Origin of the sequence: Agrobacterium bohemicum, from assembly GCF_001562555.1 — a bacterium.
GTDB classification, from domain to species: Bacteria; Pseudomonadota; Alphaproteobacteria; order Rhizobiales; family Rhizobiaceae; genus Agrobacterium; species Agrobacterium bohemicum.
Genome location: NZ_KQ961030.1, coordinates 169,344 through 186,851 on the forward strand (window position 1 = coordinate 169,344; position 17,508 = coordinate 186,851).

Genomic DNA, 17,508 nt, shown 5'->3' on the forward strand with positions numbered 1-17,508 from the left:
CCCTCCGAATATAACACGAAGTCGGACAATCCATGAACCAGGTACGGTGGCGCCCAAGGCTAGTAAAGGCGACAAGGCTTGGGAGGGTGTCGTGATCGTTGGGCCACCCGGCGTACGCAAATCTGAGGCGAGCCCCTCTGACGACTATCTTCCTCGTGGAAACCTGGCTGCGCGGAGGACGGAATTTGCCGCGAAGATTTATGATACGAGGGGCCGGACGGTGATGGAACGCTGGACGATTTTGAAACAAATCGGCACTCTCCCGAATGGCAGGCGGCGGAACGGTTTCAGGTCGTTGGCCAAGACGCCACTCAAGGGCTTGAAGAAGTGAACTTGAGCTGCTGAAGTGATGCCAGATTTCAATAGCCTGAGGCATCACCATGCAACGCGTCTTCGACCTCACCGCCGCCGCCGCAGTTCTTACCGCTAATCCTAAGGCTCAGTCGTTCATAAAGGCCGTCCGAAAGTTCCAGTCTGCCATATCTGTCAGCACTGACCTTGCCGATGTGAAGAAGTCGGTCGAGGAATTGCAGAAAATGCGGGAGGACGTGGGCGGTAGTGGTCACATCGCAAGAGCCCTCCTTACCCATGCCGTCGTGGTATATTGCCGCGCCAGCCACACCAAGGCCGTCGAGCGATACGATGTCGGCGTTATTGGCGCGTATTCACCGGAGCAACGCGAGGCGCACAAGATCATCGTCTCGCTTCGGGACAAGGTGCTCGCTCATTTCGGGTCGGGTGGTGGCTGGCATGACGAACGCGTGTTGTATCTGCAGCAGTACCACGGCGATGCCATCACTGCGGTACACCATCGGGTCAACAGTGACAGCATGATGTCCGATATCCTCGAAAACCTGCTTGAGGCTGCCATTCCCTACGTCAAGGAAAAGGAAGTTGACCGCGCCAAGGAGATCGACGATGAACTGACGAAGGCACCGGAGTTGTTCAAGCTTATTGATCGCATCCCTTTCGACGTCAAAGACTTCTACAAGGATGTTCCAGGCGGCATTGAGAACTTCTGGGGTGCGAATGGTTTTGTGGCAGAGCGAACTGTCAGGAGCACGACCAAAATACAAGACCCCAGCCGAGCCGAGCCAAAGCGCCGTAGGTAAAGGCGTACATGGCTTGCCAACTCACATGTCTGCTGTTGGCGCGAATCTGATAAGGCCGCAGTCGGCCCAAACCGGGCATTCGCCCGCTGGAGCAATAGCCGTGAAGCCCTAACGTTCGCGACAGGCTTGGCGATGAGGAAAATCACGGGAGTTTCTTCGGGATCACCTTGGACTTGCTTCTATTTTGGATTCGCCGGTCGCAAATAACCGGACATTCTGGCATTCTTCGAGCAGCAATCATAATCGGATGGAGGATACCAAGATGGCCGAACCACAAAAAAACATTGAGTTTGATGGCCCTCAGATGCAGGGAATGCATTACAAGCGCGCCGATATGGCAGCGTCTAATTTCGATGGCGTAAACCTCGCCGACGCACACTTTTACGCTTGTTTGTCCAAGGCACGGTTTACCGACACAAATTTAAGCGAAGCCGTTTTCGACGATATCAATCTTGCAGATTCTAGCTTTAACAACGTCAATCTCTCTGGAGCCGTCATCACGAATGCGAACCTATCGCGCTTAACGATAAGCGGCGTGACGTTGGCAGATTCGGACATCAAAGACGCCGATCTAACGGGCATGCGGATCAACGGCGTTCTCGTTACAGATTTGTTCGTCGCCTATGAACAGGCGAAAACCTGATCGCGATTTACTTCCTTCGTGAATGGCGCAGAGCGGAAAACCGCATGTGGTTCAACGCGGACTTCACACATGATAAAGGTACTATAGCAACGAGCAATATGAGCCGACGGATGTCCATTTCGATTGGACGGGAAGTTTGAAGCTGCGGACGAAGGAAGCTGATGAGTCGTGAGGCTTGGCTTACCGAAATTGAGTGAGACACAGCCATGGAATTGACCAAGGCAGATCAATTCGAGCGCTCGCAGCAGACGGCTTGGAAGTCGCTGAAATTGCCCGCCATCTCGGCATTCGATACCAGCATGCCTACAACGTTCTTAAAGTTGGAAATCGCTCGGCTTCGATCACTGACGTCGCTATTATTAATTTGCCCGTAGCAACGAAACGTATCAAGCCGCCATTGCCCTTGGATACGCTGATCGCCGGGGGGTTCACCCTTGCAAGCCGCTGGCTTTTGTCACCTGATGGCGATCTTGTCCTAGACGTGCCAGCGCCAAAGGCAGTCGGCGTCTATTCCTTCGTGAGAGATGGGTTTGCAATCTACGTTGGAGTGGCGACTGTCGGCCTACACAAGCGGCTTTATACATATGGCAAGCCAGGTGTTTCACAGCGGACAAATATTAGACTGAACAGTTTCCTCAAGGAGGAGCTGAGCCAGTCAAGATCGATTGATATTTACGTTTCGACCCCAAGTGACATGGAATGGAATGGCCTCCCCGTTCACGGAGCCGCTGGACTTGAGCTTGGCTTAATCAATAAATATCTGCTGCCTTGGAACATGCGGAGCGCTAGTTAGAAAATGGGCACTCAGGCTGAGCAACAGTTGAAGCTTCGGATCGACACATGGCGAGAAGCTTTCAATGATGAAACCACTGGCATTCTGAAAACGGTCAATGATCTTCTGTGGAACTACGCTGCTTTTCGGACGGCCATCAGGATCGTACTCCTAGCGAACAAAGACAGGCGCGAAAAACCGCCCATCAATCAAATGATGTTCGATCTTATCGCTAGCGGATATTGGTCCAGCCTTTTGCTGGGTGTGCGGAGGCTTCTCGACAAAGGGCATTTGAAGGGCGATCACGGGGTCTACTCGATCAGAGCAGTCCTAAACGACATCAAAGCTTGCCGAGCGAAACTTTCGAGACGTGTCTATGTCGAGGTTTTGCGCGACTGTCGATATGATCTCTCGAAGCTGGAAGAGGAGCAACGGGAGGCTTTGAAGGCGGCAAACGGAAAGGCCGTTTGGGGCGATCCCGCGTTAACCCAAAGCCAGACAGCCCACCAGCACTTTGACTTTCTAAGCGGAATTTCGGGTGACAAGCGTAGCCCTAACGATCTGATCAGCGAGGACATTTTCGAGCGGCTGGAAAACCGATTGGTCGCGCTCAACAGCATCAGCGATCATGTCAGTTCGCACTTGGCCCATGCGGGGAATAGAGAAAGCCGACAGGACAAGCTCCTGGATGAATTTGATATTCGAGACTCTCGGGAAGCGTTAAAGGAACTCGTCCAAGTGGCTCACCTCGTTGGTGTCTGGTTTGCCAACGAAGGCGGGGCAGGCCTTGCAACCTACATCGGGAACCAGTTCGAAGGCTTGGATTACCCATTAGTTTCGCCGGAAGATATGCCTGACCTTGAAGAAAATTGGGAAGCTACTCGCCGTGATGTAGACAGCTGGCAGATAAAAGCCACCGACTTGTAACCTGTCAGGGCCTGACAGATTTGACCGTCGCATAAGTGAGGACACATTGAAAATAGCTAGCATTATTGCGCTCGTTGCAGGCATGGCTGCAACCCCATCGACATATGCTAACGCGAATTCCGACGAGGTCTTGGCTTGCGGTGGCGTCGTCGAGGGAAAGACTTTGGTGGTGAACCGAAGCGACGCGAAATGCAAATGGCCGTTCGATGTCCAGAAAATGCAAATCCGGTGCAACGGAACTGCACTGAAAATGGGCGCGGTGTATTTCGCCAGCGAGAAAGGCGCTTTTGCGCTCAATGGGAAAGCTAAGCAGACGTTCGAAGACCCGCGTCCGATTTGGCTAGATACTGATCAGCCTGGGATGGGAAAGACAGATGTAGGACCTTGGATACAAGTCGTCTCCAGGTTTGCTAATTGGTTGTGTGAACTAGCCATCGACGAGTCTTAGGCTCCCCGGCGTTATACCAGCACTCTTGATCTGTGAGATCGAAAGCGTGATTTCCTTTGCCACGGTCGATGACCTAGTGGAGCGGCGATGCGCGTCCGGCCAACACATTTCGCGAATTGAGTCATCCAGGCGATGATCTGGCGTTAGTACAAGCATTAATGCTGGGATTAGATCGGGATCTTAGAGGTTGGGATGGCTCGCACGGGAATTATTTCAGGCATTGAACGCAGGCGGCGCTGGCCGGTAGAGGTGAAGCTGACCATCCTGGCGGAAGCGTCTCAGCCAGGCGCGCGTGTCTGCGATGTGGCACGTCGGCATGACGTTCATCCATCGCAATTCGTGTCTGGCGGAGAATTCTCTCCGGTCGAGATGTGTCACCGACGTTCTTGCCGGTCCGCCTTGTTGACCAGTTCATGGATTTCCCCGCTAATTCCGTCTGGCAGGAAACATCTCCATGGTCTTTGCAGACGATGTCTTACTGGACGGCAATCTCGTCGGCATTTCGAGCGGACGCATGTTCAGTCAGTACTACATGAAGATAATATCACTCTGCCTGATCGATATCGCTATCTCGCATATAGGCCGAACCGTCGAAGTGGTGTGGGGTGATGTCGGCTCCCACCAGGTGAAAATCAGGGCCAAAGTTGCGCAGAACCCCTATCTCGACTTGCCATTCAACCGCGATATTGATGTCAAAGCGTCAGGGCGCTGAGCGCTGTCCAAATGCGGGCAGACGACATTAGTGGAAATTCCGGCTCTTCACCTTCAGCGTGTCGATGTGCAAATCCCGGACGTAGATCTCCCGCGCGTCCGGGATTGCCTTCGGTCGATCCCGAGCATCCCCGCCGCCGTGTGACCCGTGTGCGAACTCGTCTCCTCTGCCGCTCGGATTCCGAAACACAGCGTCGCGGTCCGACAGAGACGAAAGATCAGCCGATAAGTCATAGAGCTGCCGCGCGATCAGATGGACCACATCGCCCTCTCTCTGGATCTTGCCCTGTATCGCCATCATCGAAGCTCCGAGCACGACGCGCCGCCGCTTCTCGAACAATGACGGCCACACAACGATGTTCGCAGGCCCGGTTTCGTCCTCAATCGTGATGAACATCACTCCTTTCGCCGAGCCGGGCTTCTGTCGAACCAGCACCAGTCCGGCAACGCAGAGCCAGCTCTTGTCGCGCCCATTCATTGCATCGGCGCAAGTGACGATACGGCGCGCGGCCAGATCTTGGCGCAGAAACGAAAGCGGATGCGCACGAAGCGTCAGGCCAACGTGTTGATAGTCCTCCACGACGTTGTGGCCCTCGGTCATCTGCCTGAGTTCGACCTCCGGTTCCTGCTGCTCGGCGACCGTCATCATCTCGCGCTCGGCGGCCGCCACGAACAGTGGCAGCGGTTCGTCTCGTAATGCCTTGATCGCCCATAACGCATCCCGACGTTCGATATTGAATGCTGGTCGGAAAGCATCTGCCTCGGCGAGTTGAACCAGAGCCTCGGACGGCACCTCCGATCTTCGCCAGACATCATCGACGCTTTCAAATGGTCGCTCGATCCGGGCGGCGACAATCCTCGCGGCATCCCGCATGGCGAGCCCAGTGACCTGTCGCATGCCAAGTCTCACGGCATGCCGGTCGGTTCCGGGAATTTCTTCCAGCGTGCAGTCCCACCGTGAGTGCTGCACGGAGATGGGCCTCACCTCAACGCCGTGCTTCTGCGCGTCACCTATGATCTGGGCGGGCGCGTAGAACCCCATTGGCAGGGAGTTCATAAGCGCTGCGGCGAAGGCATCCGGATAATGGCATTTGATGAAGCATGACGCGTAGGCGATCAAGGCGAAGGACGCCGCGTGGCTTTCCGGAAAACCATAACTTCCGAAACCCTCGAGCTGCGAGAACGTCTTCTCCGCAAATTCCGGTGTGTAACCATTCCGCACCATGCCGCTGACGAGTTTGTCCTTGAACCGACTGACCCCTCCTGTGAATTTGAAGGTCGCCATACTCTTGCGAAGCTGGTCCGCCTCCCCGCCTGTGAATCCCGCGCAGACCATTGCCACCCGCATCGCGCTCTCCTGAAACAGCGGCACACCCAGCGTCTTGCCCAGCACCGCCTCCAGCTCAGGTGTAGGGTATTCGACAGGTTCCTTGCCCTCCCGACGACGAAGATAGGGATGGACCATGTCGCCCTGTATCGGCCCCGGCCGGACGATCGCCACCTGAACAACGAGATCGTAGAAGGTGCGGGGTTTCAGCCGAGGGAGCATCGCCATCTGCGCCCGACTCTCGACCTGGAAGGTGCCGAGAGTATCGGCTTTGCGGATCATCGCGTAGGTCGGACCGTCCTCTTGCCGAACCTTAGCGAGATCGAGATCCTCGTGCTTGTGCTCCCGGATAAGGTTGAAGGCCTTCTGCATGCACGTCAGCATCCCTAGGGCCAGCACGTCGACCTTCATCATTTTGAGCGCTTCGACATCGTCCTTGTCCCATTCGATCACCTGACGATCTTCCATCGCCGCCGGCTCGATAGGAACAAGATCGTCTAGGCGCGACCGCGTCAGGATAAAGCCGCCGACATGCTGGCCGAGGTGGCGTGGCGCGCCCATGAGATCCCGAGCAAGCCGCAGCGTCATCACCAGACGGTAGTCGTCTGGATTCAGATTCAATTCCCGCACATTGCGCTCGGTGATCTCCTCAGACCACGACCAAAGGCCGGACGATAGCGCTTTGGTCACGTCCTCCGGCAGACCCATTGCCTTGCCGACATCCTTGATCGCGCCCTTGGCGCGGTAACGCGTGACGGTGCAGACGAGAGCAGCCCGGTCGCGGCCATAAGTCTTGTAGATCCACTGGATGACTTCTTCACGGCGTTGGTGCTCGAAGTCGACATCGATGTCCGGCGGCTCGTTACGCTCCTTGCTGACGAAGCGTTCGAACAGGAGGTCGTTGGTTTCCGGGTCGATAGAGGTGATCCCGAGGATGTAGCAGATCGCGGAGTTCGCGGCGGAGCCCCGGCCCTGGCAGAGTATGCCCTGCCCCCGCGCGAAACGAACTATGCTGTAGACGGTCAGGAAGTAAGGAGCGTATTCCATCTCCTTGATCAGGTCGAGTTCGTGTTTGACGGCTCGCAGTACGCTTTGCGGCAGACCCTCGGGATATCGGTCAGGAATGCACTCGCGGACGCACTGCTTCAGCGACTGCTGGGCATCCATTCCGTCGATCAGCGCTTCCTCGGGATATTCGTAGGTCAGCTCCTCAAGCGAGAACCTGCATTGCTCGACAATCTCCATCGTGCGCTCGAGTGCCTGCGTGTAACGCGGAAACAAGCGCTCCATCTCTTCCGGGGGCTTGAGATAGCGGTCGGCATGCCGCTCACGATCAAAGCCCACGTCGTCGATAGTCGTAGTCGTGCGGATACAAACGACGATGTCCTGAAGCTGTCTTCTGGACGGCTCATGGAACAGAACATCGTTGGTGACGACCGTTTTCACTTTGAACTTTGTCGCAAGGTTCGAAAGTTCGTGGAGTCGCATCTGGTCGTTGGGTCGCCGCCTAAGACTGAGCGAAAGATAGGCGCGCCTACCGAAGATCTCTGTCATCTTGCGGAGCTGCACAGCACAGACATCGTCTGCGAGATCAGGCACGAGAATGCCGATCAGGCCCTCGGCATAGAGGGCGAGATCATCAATATGAAGGATGCAGTTGTTCTTGCCGCCCCGGCCCTTGCCGACGGTAATCAGTCGGGTGAGCCGGGAGTATGCTGCCTTGTCCGTCGGATAGACGAGCACCGACATGCCGTCCTGCAGATCGAGCCGACAGCCTACGACCAGACGAATCCCGGTTTCGCGGGAAGCTTCCAACGCGCGTACGATCCCCGCCAGGCTGTTGCGGTCCACCACACCGATGGCTTCGATGCCGAGTTCTTTCGCCGTCGCGAACAGCTCCTGCGCGGACGATGCGCCTCGCAGGAAGCTGAAATGTGTCGTGACCTGGAGTTCAGCATATTTCATCAGGCAAAGATCCCGTGCATGAACCATCGGTGCGAACCCGTTTCCGGATCGATCCCGTCCCCAGAGCGGAAGATCCAGAACCGCTCGCCGTCGTCGTTTTCGACGACAAAGTAATCTCTGACCGCTTCCAGCTCGGTGGGGCGTTTCCACCATTCACCGAAGATGCGCTCGGGGCCGTCGGCTCGCTTCACGCGGTGGCGCTTTCCACGCCACGTAATTGTTGCTGGCGGATAGTCTGGCATCATTGCAATTGCCTGAATCTGCTCCGGTCGTTCGAACAGCCGGGTGGGCCTGCGCCAGTGTCCGACCCAGCTCTCAGTTATCTCCTCGGCGACTGCGGATATCTGCTGAACGCTCCGCTCGGGAACATCCGATGCAACAGGTGCCACGCGGTAGACGCGCTGACCACCGCGGTTGCTGAAGATATCGATCAATGGTGTGAGGTCGGTTATCTCTTCCTCAACGAGAGACGAGGCCTTCTGCTCTTCCTGCAGCGGTTCCGCCGACACGGCAACGAGGACGAGTTTCTCGATCCCGAAACCTGGATCGATCTGCTCGGTGCGATCCTTGAACAATTTCGTGAGCCAAGCGATGTCGCGTGCCGGCTTTGCCGTCCCTGCACGGATCGCCTGGTGGGTGTTGTCGACGCGATGCACGATGAGGTCCGTCCGGCGCGCGCCGAGGCCGCGTTTCTCGAGTTCGGCGACGAGCTGGACAACGAGCCGACCTACATACTTGTTGATCGTATCGGGCGCGCCTATCGGCTCCTGAAACGACCTGGAGACCTCAACGAGATCGGCAGTGCGGATCGGATCGATAGGTTCTCCCGCGCGACCGAACATCTGGTCGAGGCGACGGCCGACTTCAGGCCCGAAACGGAGGGCCAGCGGTGCTCTTGGGGTATTCGACAGTTCACCGATGGAATGGAAGCCGAGTATCCAGAGATCCTGAACGACTTTCTCCGGGAGCCGTAGCAACGAGATCGATAGCTTTTCGACGGCGCGAACGATCTCGCCGCGGGGGATGATCACGGTATCCCGATTGATTGCACGGACGCATGCGTGCGCCGCGCCCCATGTATCCGCGATCGCGACCTTGGCAGTGAGCTTCCGAGAGTGGAACGTATTCACGATACCGCTGATCATCTTTGCTTCGCCGCCTTGGAGATGGTCCGCGCCCTCGGTGTCCAGCACGAGACCGTCCTTGCCGTCGACCGCGACGATCGGGGAATAGTGACCAAGCGCCCACAGCGCGATGCGATCCAGCGCGGCGGCATCGGCGCCGGGATCTGCATCGATGAGCATCAGCCCGCGGAAGATCGCCTGAGCCTTCGCCGCGGCCATGCCGACGCGGACACCGATCTTCTGCGCAGCCCCGTCGGCAGACGCGACCCACCGTTTGGATCCGCTCTTCGCGATCACCGCGATCGGTTGGTCAGCCGGAATGGTGGGATCGTCTCGTCTGATCCTGTCCGTGGCCAGCTCCGGTAGATATATGGATACGACCCTTGCCATCACACGCTCCTACGCAGAACTCTTTGCATTCGCCGGCACGCGATCTCATCAACTCAAGAAACCATCGAGGTCGCCCTACTCCCGGTACCGGAAGTTCTTCGGACGGCAGCACGCTTACCCGCCACCTTGTGGTCGATGCGGTCGGCTGGCCGAAGTCGTTTGCCTCTGTCTGCCTTCGCCAACGGCGCACTGCCAAGGCAATTGTCCCGGTTCGCTCCGCGACGAGCTGGAGCCGACGGCTCACGACCATTGGCAACCGCACCATCTCGCCGACAACCGCGCCACAGCCGCCGTAGGAAAGCGCTTCTTCCATGTTGGCAGCGACATCTTCTTCCTTGTCGCTCTCGACGAAGATGACCCTACGCGGATGCAGGCCTGCCTGAGCAAGAGCCGGGAAGAACAGATCGGGCCGCGTCAGACACCAGACGATCGGCCCCTTCGTGCGTGCTGCGATCCCGGCGGCAAAAAGAGCAGCCGCTGCGCCATCAACAGTGCCGGAACCACCGCCTGCGAATTCGTGGAGCGCTCCATGAGCCAGGCCGCCTCCCGGCAGGATCGCGTCAATCTCTTCGACACCGAATGGAAGACAGCCCGTCTTCTTCGCGCCCTCACCCTCAATGGACGAGATGCGCTCGCGCAGATCAGCAAGGACTAGGTCGCGGACAGCCGACATCGGTCGCGGAATCCCTTCGGTTCGCGGAGTTCAGAAACACGGCATCATGCCGCCGACAATGCTTGATGTTCTTCTTCTGTTCCTTCATAACGGCAGAGTCAAGCGGTTCGGAAATAGGAATATGATCTCACCATTTTAGTGAATCTGCAGATTCTCGTTTTGAATCAGTTCGCTAGAGACTTTCTGTAAGTGACCGGCTCAATTGAAGAAAATTTCATTTTTGTTTCGAAGTGAGGTTATCAGAATCATGGACCAATCTCCCGTCAGGACATTCTGCGCTAGTAAGAGAGGACATCCGCTCCATACCCCCCGTCCTGGCCGGTGCAGCATGTTTGAAGCTCTCAGGAATTGGGGGCTCCAGCCAGCCAAGGTCGCCCGTGTCGGTGTTGGCGAAAGGCGTAGTCGACGGCGTTTGCTTCCCCGTCGAAAATGACGAGGTTGATCGATGAGCCGGAAATCATCTGCACTCGACCTGACGGCAAGGCTGCGTCAGGTGCGCGACCCGATCATCACAGTAGAATGTCGAACCTGTGGCCGCCACGGAGCACTTGATCGAGCCGCTCTGGTAAGGAAGCACGGTGCTAACATCACCTTCGGACGGCTGCGCCGGATGGCAGCGATGGGGTGTGATCGGCTGGTCGGCGAAGACGGAGATCGATGCGGGACGCGGTTTCCATGTCTTGAATAAGGAGGACATTGGTAACGTCTCGCTTATCTTCATCACCGAGGCAGGTTCGAATACGCATGGCATGAGGGTGTCAGTAATGATCAGAACTGGATGCCTGCTGCCGCGGCTCTCCTTTAGGTGTCACGTTCACAGACGTGCCCGGTCGCGCAGGCATTCATGCCAAACCGATAGCGGCTTTCGACCAAGGATCGCCATCCAAAGGCGACGAAGCCCGCCTCGCTGCTTGCTGTTACGGGTTCTTGAACCTGACGCCGACACCACCGCCATTGGTTGGGATGAACTCAATTCCATCCGCTTCCAGCGTCATCTTTATGAGCTTCAAATTTGCCGGCGTGATCGCCGGAATTCCGTTATCCATTTCGGCGCGCCGAATTGTAGAAACTCCCACGCTGGCTGACTCGGCAAGATATTCAGCCGTCCATCGGAGCAACGCTCTCGCTGCTCGAATTTGAGCTCCGGTTATTTCGCTCATCTTCTATGTTTTCTCATTGAAACATTTTCGTTCATATGCAATATTTTCGTTCACTCGGTCACATCCAGTGTTTGAGCCACCGGATGTGACCTGACCACACCTAGCTGTATGGAGCTCGGATCATGGCTGATTCTGAGAATAGCAGAACTTTGCCCGCAATCACGTGCAGAAACTCTCTGCAGACCGCGGAATGGTTCCTGTTCAACAATTTTTCTGATCAGGAGCTCTGGTCGCCGAGCTTACGCGATGGCGTCCTGACAAAATGGCATGACTGGAACCGTGCTTTTCACGAAGTAGCTGCTTTTGGACGAACTCAGCAGAAGCTCGAAAGCCTATTGATGTGCACGGCACCAGCGCTTCAGGTGGAAGTTATCTTGCCGAATAGCGCTTCGCCTTTCATGACCTCCTCGATTTCCGAGATTCAGAACCGATTGAGAGGAAATGACTTTGCGGTGGCCCGAGCAAAAGCAGAGGCAGATTTGCTTGCCAAGCACAAGCAGTGGGAGGCTGTGGACGAGTCTCTCGGCTATAGCCGCGCAAAGCGCGCGGAGGACGAGGCATCTCTCGTAGAGGAACGTTTGGCCCGCGATCTCTCGCAAGCACCAGGGATGACAAGCGTCGCCGTCGCCGCAAAGCTCCACTGTATTTTGGAACGCGGCTCCCCCCGACCAGACAGTGACGAGTTTCCTTGGCCTCAGCTCAGGTCAGTCCTGATCGATATTCTCGCAATGCATGGTGTTTTCTCAAAGGAGACCTGTGCCCGGTAAGTCTCAACGCTCGATAATCTCTGTCTGGTTGAGAGTCTAACGAGACGTGGCAGTTCCCTACACCCGGTCAACTGCCGATTTTAAAACGTTCGTGCAATTTTTTCGGATTTTGCACTTTTCTTGAGCAATACGTCGTGTAATGTAGAGTATACAACGACAGAGCATACTATGCAACTTATGAAGTTTCTGACCTGCGATGCGCAAGGCGCACCATGGGAAGGATGACCTGCGCCGTGAAAACTCGCTGCCAGCAACGAAGTCGAAGAAATCAAAAGAAGGGAACGACCTAATGCAATTTCTAGAAGGATTCCGCCCACCTATCCTGGCTTTGGCAATCGCCACCGCTACCTCCGCTGGATTTGTCGGGATCACCGCCGCCTTTGCGGAGGAATTGCGGGTCGGCACGCAGCTTAAACTGATGACCCTCGATCCCCACTACGCGGATCTCAATGAAAACAACGCGTTGCTGGCTCATATTTATGAGCGCCTCGTTCGACAGGACGAGCATCTCAATCCCCAGCCGGCCCTTGCTGTATCATGGAAGCGTCTATCTCCGACCCAGTGGGAGTTCAAACTGCGCGACGGTGTTCGTTTCCATGATGGCTCGGCATTTTCCGCTCAGGATGTCATTTATTCGATCGAGCGAGTCCGTGGTTTCCTGAAGCCTCCAAGTGGTGGGTTTCATGGCTACACCAAGCCGATCAAGTCCGTGACAGCACCGGATCCCCTGACTGTCGTCATCGAAACAAGTGGAGAGGCCCCTACCCTTCCCTTGCAGATGACCACGTTGTTCATTCTCCCGCATCAAGCCAATGGCTTCGCGACCACCGAGGAACTGAATTCAGGCGCGCAGCCGAATGGAACCGGCCCTTACAAATTCAAGGCGTGGCAGTCCGGTGAACGTCTGACGCTATCGAGCAATCCCGATTACTGGGGCGGCGCTCCGGCGTGGTCCGATGTCACCTTTCGCATCATCGAAAGCCCGGCTGCACGCGTGGCTGCGCTCACGACTGGTGATGTTGATCTCGCGGACTTTATTCCGGCACGGGATGTCGAGGGTCTCAAAGCACGCAAGATCGAAATTGACAGCACGGCCGCGTCCCGGTCCAACTTTCTTCAGTTCGATATCGGAAGCGATGAGCCTCCAGGCGTGACAGGCAAGGACGGAAAGCCCATCGGCAATCCGTTTCGCGACAAGCGCGTTCGTCAGGCGCTGACGATGGCGACGGATCGGTCCTTCATCACCGATCGAATCCTGTCCGGTTACGGCACTGCCGCTGCGCAGCTTTTTCCACCGGGCCTGGCGGGAACCTCGGATAGGCTGAAAGTCACCCCGCCTGACAATACCGGGGCCAAGGCTCTTTTGACAGAGGCCGGATATCCTGACGGTTTCAACGTCGTGCTGGCAGGTCCAGGTGGCCGCTATCCCGGCGATGCGGAGTCGCTCCAGTCGATTGCCCAGAACTGGGCTCGTGTCGGTGTCACGGTCCAGCCTGTCGTCTCACCCTTCTCCGTCTTCATGACGAAGCGGTCTAACGGCGAGTACCCGGTCTGGTATGGCGGTTGCTCCGGGGAGGCGGTCACACTTTGCCTCGACGGCGTTCTTGCATTGTCAGATGCAGCACGCGGCACAGGATCGCTCAATTACGGCCACTATGAGAACAAGGCCTTCGACGAAATGCTGGTCAAAGCGAAGGCGATGGAAGAAGGGCCGGGTCGTCACGAGGCTCTGGCACGCGCGACGGAATTCGTGATGAGCGACTATCCGATCATTCCGCTTTACCACTACCACCTGATCGTCGGGCATGGGCCGAAAGTCGGGGCCTACACAGTGCATCCGCGTGGCTGGACGACGGCCATGCAAGCCGCCTCACGGACAGAGTGAGGGCAGCGCACATGGTATCGACAATCATTGGAAGGCTTTCACAAGCCTTTCTTCTCCTCCTCGTCATGTCGCTCATTGGCTTCATCGGCATCCATAGTGTCGGCAATCCGGTCTTCAATCTCGTCAACATCGAGACTGCGACTCCCGAGGACATCAGAAATGCGACCATCGCACTTGGACTGGATCAGCCTGTCTGGCATCAGTATTTCCTGTTCATCGGAAACGTTCTGAGTGGCAATTTCGGGACATCCTATATCTATCATCTTCCGGCGTTCGAACTGGTGATAAGCAAGTTGCCCGCAACCCTTGAGCTGGCAATCGTCGCGATGTCGATTGCAGCGCCGGGCGGGGTGCTTCTGGGCTTGCTTGCGGGCCGCCGGAAAGGAAAGCCGATTGATCGTGCGATCCTCCATGGAAGCGTTATTGCGTTGAGCATTCCATCCTTCTGGCTAAGCATGATGCTTATCCTGGTCGGCGCCATTCTGACGGGCTGGTTCCCGTCCGGTGGCCGCGGCTCTACAGCCGCTTTGTTCGGCGCAGAGTGGAGTTTCCTAACGCTCGACGGTCTTCGGAAGATGACGTTGCCAGCACTTGCGCTCGCGATCCCCAACATCGCTTTGATCGCAAGGCTAACGCGGTCCGGAACGATCGAAGTCGAGACACAGGATTTCACACGGTTTTGCCAGGCGAAGGGCCTGTCGTCACGACGGATCCTGTTCCGACACACGCTACCAAATATCAGCGTTCCGATCGTGACGATCATTGGCATGCAGTTTGGCGGGATGCTGGCCTTTGCCGTCGTGGTCGAGTCCATTTTCAACTGGCCGGGTGTCGGAAAACTATTGATCGACTCGATCCAGCTTCTCGACCGGCCAGTCGTCATGGCCACCCTCACCTTCATCTCGATTGCTTTCGTCGGGCTCAACGCGCTCGTCGACCTCTTCTACGTCGTGCTCGATCCGCGCACACGCCGCAGCGCATGAAAGGGAACCCATGAAAACCGACACGTTGCGCGCTATCTGGAAGCGCCCCGTCCTATCCCGCATCAAACTTCCGCTGGCGCTCCTCGCCGCCTATATTCTCCTGGCGCTTGCGGCATCGCTCATTGCGCCTCAAAACCCCTATGATCCCTTGCAGATATTTGCATGGGAGTCGTCTTCACCCCCGGGAACCGCCAGCAGCGTTGGCTACACCTATCTTCTGGGGACAGACGGGCTCGGCCGCGACATTTTCAGCACCGTGCTCTACGGACTGCAGATCAGCCTGTTTGTGGCAACCACCAGCACAGCGCTTGCGGCCTTGATTGGAATTACGGCTGGCGTCACCGCCGCATATTCCAACCGGTGGATTGATGCGCTCATCATGCGGATTGTCGATCTGCAACTGAGCCTTCCAACGATCCTTGTCGCGTTGATCGCTATCGTGACCCTCGGGCCTGGCATCGATCGCATCATTCTCGCACTGGTCATCGTTCAATGGGCGACCTACGCACGCGTTACACGCGCCGTGGCGATGACCGAAGCGAGCAAGTCATATCTGGATGCTGCGCGCCTTTTGCGCCTGTCTCCGCCCCGGATCGTGCTGCGTCATCTTCTACCGAACAGCATCGCGCCGGCAATCACACTGATCCCGATAGAGCTCGGCCACGCGGTAGCCCTTGAAGCGACGCTATCCTTCCTCGGCCTTGGTGTTCCCATCGACAAACCTTCCCTCGGCTCGGCCGTTGCGAACGGATTTCAGTATCTCCTCACCGGCCAATACTGGATCAGCCTTTTTCCGGGGCTGGCCCTCTTCGGCCTCATCGCAAGCATCAATTTCGTCGGCGAAGACTTGCGTCGGCGGCTCGATCCAAGGAGCCGATGAATGGAACAGGATCAGAAGCAATCTCCCCTCCTCGTCGTCAGCAATCTTACCTTGAAGCATCAACGGGCCGAAACCTCGACGACAATCCTGCGGGACGTCTCTTTCGAGCTTCGTGCAGGTGAAATCCTCGGCCTGATCGGCGAATCCGGCGCTGGCAAATCGACGCTCGGCAATGCAGTTCTCGGCTTGCTCGCGTCTGGCTTCAGCCAGACCGGTGGTCGAATTCTTTTCCGGGGACAAGCCTTCGATGAAATGAGTGACAAGGACCGAATGATGGTCAGAGGACGCCGGATTTCGGCGATATTTCAGGATCACACGGCCTCACTCGACCCTTTGATGTGCGTTGGTTCGCAGATCGTCGAAACGATCCAGGCTCTGGATCGTAGTCTCACCGCTCGACAGGCCAGAGCCCACGCGCTTGACCTCATGGAGCGTGTGGGGATCCAGGATCCGGCGGGCCGATACAGTCAGTATCCGCACCAGTTCTCCGGCGGACAGCGCCAAAGAATCGTCATCGCGATCGCATTGGCTGGCAAGCCGGACATTATCGTTGCGGACGAACCAACCTCTGCTCTCGATGCGACCGTCCAGAAACAGATCCTCGCCTTGTTACGCAAGCTGGCTGAGGAGACGGGTGTCTCGATCATTCTTGTCACGCACGACATGGGCGTGATCTCGGAGATCGCAGACAGGGTCGTCGTCATGCGCCACGGCAAGGTTGTCGAACAGGGCGTGACATCCTCGATTCTCGACGCGCCAGCCGAACCTTACACCCGCGATCTCCTCGCCGCTGTTCCGCGCTTGCGCCTTTCGGGCGTCCACCAGCCGCCTGTGTTTTCGCATGGCGCGGAGCCGGCCGGAGATGGCGTTGATCCCGCCGGACTGGTTGGTCCGCGCTCCGTCCTGTCAGTCAAAGGCGTGACCAAGACATTCGCTCGCCGCAGCCTGCCTTGGCTACGAAGCGATCGGCAGTCATTTGCGCTCCAGGACGTTACCATCGAAATCGAGCGCGGTGCCATCACCGGGATCGTCGGTGAAAGCGGCAGTGGCAAGAGCACGATCGGACGCATTGTCGCGGGTCTTGAGACAGCCAATCAGGGAACACTCGAAATCGATGGTGCAGGTTTCGATATTTCCCGATCAGGTCGCAAAAGCGGTCTGTTGGGACAGGTTCAGATGATATTCCAGGACCCCGCAATGTCACTCAATCCTCGCATGTCGGTCGGCTCCGCGCTTGAAGAAAGCGTTCGATCCGGCAACCGGGGATCGAAGTCATATGCTCACGAGGTCGGCGATCTCATGGACCGGCTGGGCCTGCCGAGAATCCTATTGAAGAGTTTTCCGCATCAATTGTCCGGTGGCCAGAAGCAGAGGGTCTGCATCGCACGCGCCCTTCTCGCAAGACCCAGCATTATCGTTGCTGACGAGCCGACCTCGGCGCTCGACGTCTCGGTTCAAGCCGAGATCGTCACCCTTCTCAAGGAAACCGTTCGCGAGCGCGGGTTGTCGATGCTGTTCATCTCTCACGACCTGGCCCTCGTTCAGGACCTCTGCCATGCGATCTACATTTTCAAGGATGGCATCGTGGAAGATTCCGGCCCCACGGATTTCATATTCTCCCAGTCGGACAATCCCTACACGCGGCGGCTGATTGACGCTCGCCCCTTGCGGTTCACGCACTGACCTCAGACCGGCCGGAACTCGAATTCGAGTTCCGTGCCAACCAAAACTTCGCTCTTTT

At 56.9% G+C, this 17,508-nt stretch carries 14 protein-coding genes and 1 pseudogene; 11 read left to right on the forward strand and 4 right to left on the reverse strand.

Going from position 1 to position 17,508, the window contains the following annotated elements:
* Nucleotides 1–380 precede the first annotated feature (380 nt).
* From ATO67_RS14310 to ATO67_RS23295, 6 genes and pseudogenes are all read left to right on the forward strand, one after another.
* Entirely contained in the window at nucleotides 381–1,112 is a 732-nt protein-coding gene (locus ATO67_RS14310) for a hypothetical protein (RefSeq protein ID WP_067650300.1), read from the forward strand.
* A gap of 262 nt (nucleotides 1,113–1,374) precedes the next feature.
* On the forward strand, nucleotides 1,375–1,755 hold the full coding sequence (locus ATO67_RS14315; protein ID WP_106404962.1) for a pentapeptide repeat-containing protein: 381 nt from the start codon (nucleotides 1,375–1,377) through the stop codon (nucleotides 1,753–1,755).
* A 253-nt stretch (nucleotides 1,756–2,008) separates the two neighbouring features.
* On the forward strand, nucleotides 2,009–2,548 hold the full coding sequence (locus ATO67_RS14320) for a GIY-YIG nuclease family protein (protein WP_245303986.1): 540 nt from the start codon (nucleotides 2,009–2,011) through the stop codon (nucleotides 2,546–2,548).
* 27 nt (nucleotides 2,549–2,575) lie between these two features.
* Nucleotides 2,576–3,454: an AbiU2 domain-containing protein gene (locus ATO67_RS14325; protein WP_245303987.1), complete on the forward strand. Its 879-nt coding sequence runs from the start codon at nucleotides 2,576–2,578 to the stop codon at nucleotides 3,452–3,454.
* Between the two features lie 640 nt (nucleotides 3,455–4,094).
* Nucleotides 4,095–4,229: pseudogene (locus tag ATO67_RS22890) on the forward strand (transposase); the annotation flags it as partial.
* A 127-nt stretch (nucleotides 4,230–4,356) separates the two neighbouring features.
* Nucleotides 4,357–4,614, forward strand: coding sequence for a hypothetical protein (locus tag ATO67_RS23295; protein WP_067650312.1), 258 nt, complete (start codon nucleotides 4,357–4,359; stop codon nucleotides 4,612–4,614).
* A 27-nt stretch (nucleotides 4,615–4,641) separates the two neighbouring features.
* Here the strand turns inward: ATO67_RS23295 and ATO67_RS14340 are convergent, their stop codons facing one another.
* From ATO67_RS14340 to ATO67_RS14360, 4 genes are all read right to left on the reverse strand, one after another.
* Nucleotides 4,642–7,905, reverse strand: a complete 3,264-nt coding sequence (locus ATO67_RS14340) for an error-prone DNA polymerase (protein WP_067650727.1) — start codon at nucleotides 7,903–7,905, stop codon at nucleotides 4,642–4,644.
* A complete protein-coding gene (locus ATO67_RS14345; RefSeq protein WP_067650315.1) occupies nucleotides 7,905–9,419 on the reverse strand; it encodes a Y-family DNA polymerase in 1,515 nt (504 codons plus the stop codon). The genes ATO67_RS14340 and ATO67_RS14345 overlap by 1 nt, the downstream gene beginning before the upstream one ends.
* A complete protein-coding gene (locus ATO67_RS14350; RefSeq protein ID WP_067650319.1) occupies nucleotides 9,340–10,092 on the reverse strand; it encodes an ImuA family protein in 753 nt (250 codons plus the stop codon). Before ATO67_RS14350 ends, ATO67_RS14345 begins: the two co-directional genes overlap by 80 nt.
* Before the next feature lie 917 nt (nucleotides 10,093–11,009).
* On the reverse strand, nucleotides 11,010–11,252 hold the full coding sequence (locus ATO67_RS14360; protein ID WP_067650325.1) for a helix-turn-helix domain-containing protein: 243 nt from the start codon (nucleotides 11,250–11,252) through the stop codon (nucleotides 11,010–11,012).
* A gap of 122 nt (nucleotides 11,253–11,374) precedes the next feature.
* Here ATO67_RS14360 and ATO67_RS14365 point away from each other — a divergent pair, with 122 nt between their 5' ends.
* The 5 genes from ATO67_RS14365 (at nucleotide 11,375) to ATO67_RS14385 (ending at nucleotide 17,450) form a co-directional block, all read left to right on the forward strand.
* Nucleotides 11,375–12,019: a hypothetical protein gene (locus tag ATO67_RS14365; RefSeq protein ID WP_067650328.1), complete on the forward strand. Its 645-nt coding sequence runs from the start codon at nucleotides 11,375–11,377 to the stop codon at nucleotides 12,017–12,019.
* 289 nt (nucleotides 12,020–12,308) lie between these two features.
* Nucleotides 12,309–13,904 carry an ABC transporter substrate-binding protein gene (locus tag ATO67_RS14370; RefSeq protein ID WP_067650729.1) on the forward strand — a complete coding sequence of 532 codons (1,596 nt, stop codon included), beginning with the start codon at nucleotides 12,309–12,311 and terminating at the stop codon, nucleotides 13,902–13,904.
* 11 nt (nucleotides 13,905–13,915) lie between these two features.
* Nucleotides 13,916–14,887 carry an ABC transporter permease gene (locus ATO67_RS14375; protein WP_067650331.1) on the forward strand — a complete coding sequence of 324 codons (972 nt, stop codon included), beginning with the start codon at nucleotides 13,916–13,918 and terminating at the stop codon, nucleotides 14,885–14,887.
* Between the two features lie 10 nt (nucleotides 14,888–14,897).
* Nucleotides 14,898–15,767 carry an ABC transporter permease gene (locus tag ATO67_RS14380; RefSeq protein WP_067650333.1) on the forward strand — a complete coding sequence of 290 codons (870 nt, stop codon included), beginning with the start codon at nucleotides 14,898–14,900 and terminating at the stop codon, nucleotides 15,765–15,767.
* Nucleotides 15,768–17,450 (forward strand): dipeptide ABC transporter ATP-binding protein, encoded by a 1,683-nt coding sequence (locus ATO67_RS14385; protein ID WP_067650336.1) that lies wholly within the window; start codon nucleotides 15,768–15,770, stop codon nucleotides 17,448–17,450.
* The last annotated feature ends 58 nt before the right edge of the window (nucleotides 17,451–17,508 follow it).

What these genes read in the sequence shown, in the direction of transcription:
- ATO67_RS14310 (WP_067650300.1), top strand. Translation starts at nt 381, where the DNA reads ATGCAACGCGTCTTCGACCTCACCGCCGCCGCCGCAGTTCTTACCGCT.
- ATO67_RS14315 (WP_106404962.1), top strand. Translation starts at nt 1,375, where the DNA reads ATGGCCGAACCACAAAAAAACATTGAGTTTGATGGCCCTCAGATGCAG.
- ATO67_RS23295 (WP_067650312.1), top strand. Translation starts at nt 4,357, where the DNA reads ATGGTCTTTGCAGACGATGTCTTACTGGACGGCAATCTCGTCGGCATT.
- ATO67_RS14340 (WP_067650727.1), bottom strand. Translation starts at nt 7,905, where the DNA reads ATGAAATATGCTGAACTCCAGGTCACGACACATTTCAGCTTCCTGCGA.
- ATO67_RS14345 (WP_067650315.1), bottom strand. Translation starts at nt 9,419, where the DNA reads ATGGCAAGGGTCGTATCCATATATCTACCGGAGCTGGCCACGGACAGG.
- ATO67_RS14350 (WP_067650319.1), bottom strand. Translation starts at nt 10,092, where the DNA reads ATGTCGGCTGTCCGCGACCTAGTCCTTGCTGATCTGCGCGAGCGCATC.
- ATO67_RS14360 (WP_067650325.1), bottom strand. Translation starts at nt 11,252, where the DNA reads ATGAGCGAAATAACCGGAGCTCAAATTCGAGCAGCGAGAGCGTTGCTC.
- ATO67_RS14365 (WP_067650328.1), top strand. Translation starts at nt 11,375, where the DNA reads ATGGCTGATTCTGAGAATAGCAGAACTTTGCCCGCAATCACGTGCAGA.
- ATO67_RS14370 (WP_067650729.1), top strand. Translation starts at nt 12,309, where the DNA reads ATGCAATTTCTAGAAGGATTCCGCCCACCTATCCTGGCTTTGGCAATC.
- ATO67_RS14375 (WP_067650331.1), top strand. Translation starts at nt 13,916, where the DNA reads ATGGTATCGACAATCATTGGAAGGCTTTCACAAGCCTTTCTTCTCCTC.
- ATO67_RS14380 (WP_067650333.1), top strand. Translation starts at nt 14,898, where the DNA reads ATGAAAACCGACACGTTGCGCGCTATCTGGAAGCGCCCCGTCCTATCC.
- ATO67_RS14385 (WP_067650336.1), top strand. Translation starts at nt 15,768, where the DNA reads ATGGAACAGGATCAGAAGCAATCTCCCCTCCTCGTCGTCAGCAATCTT.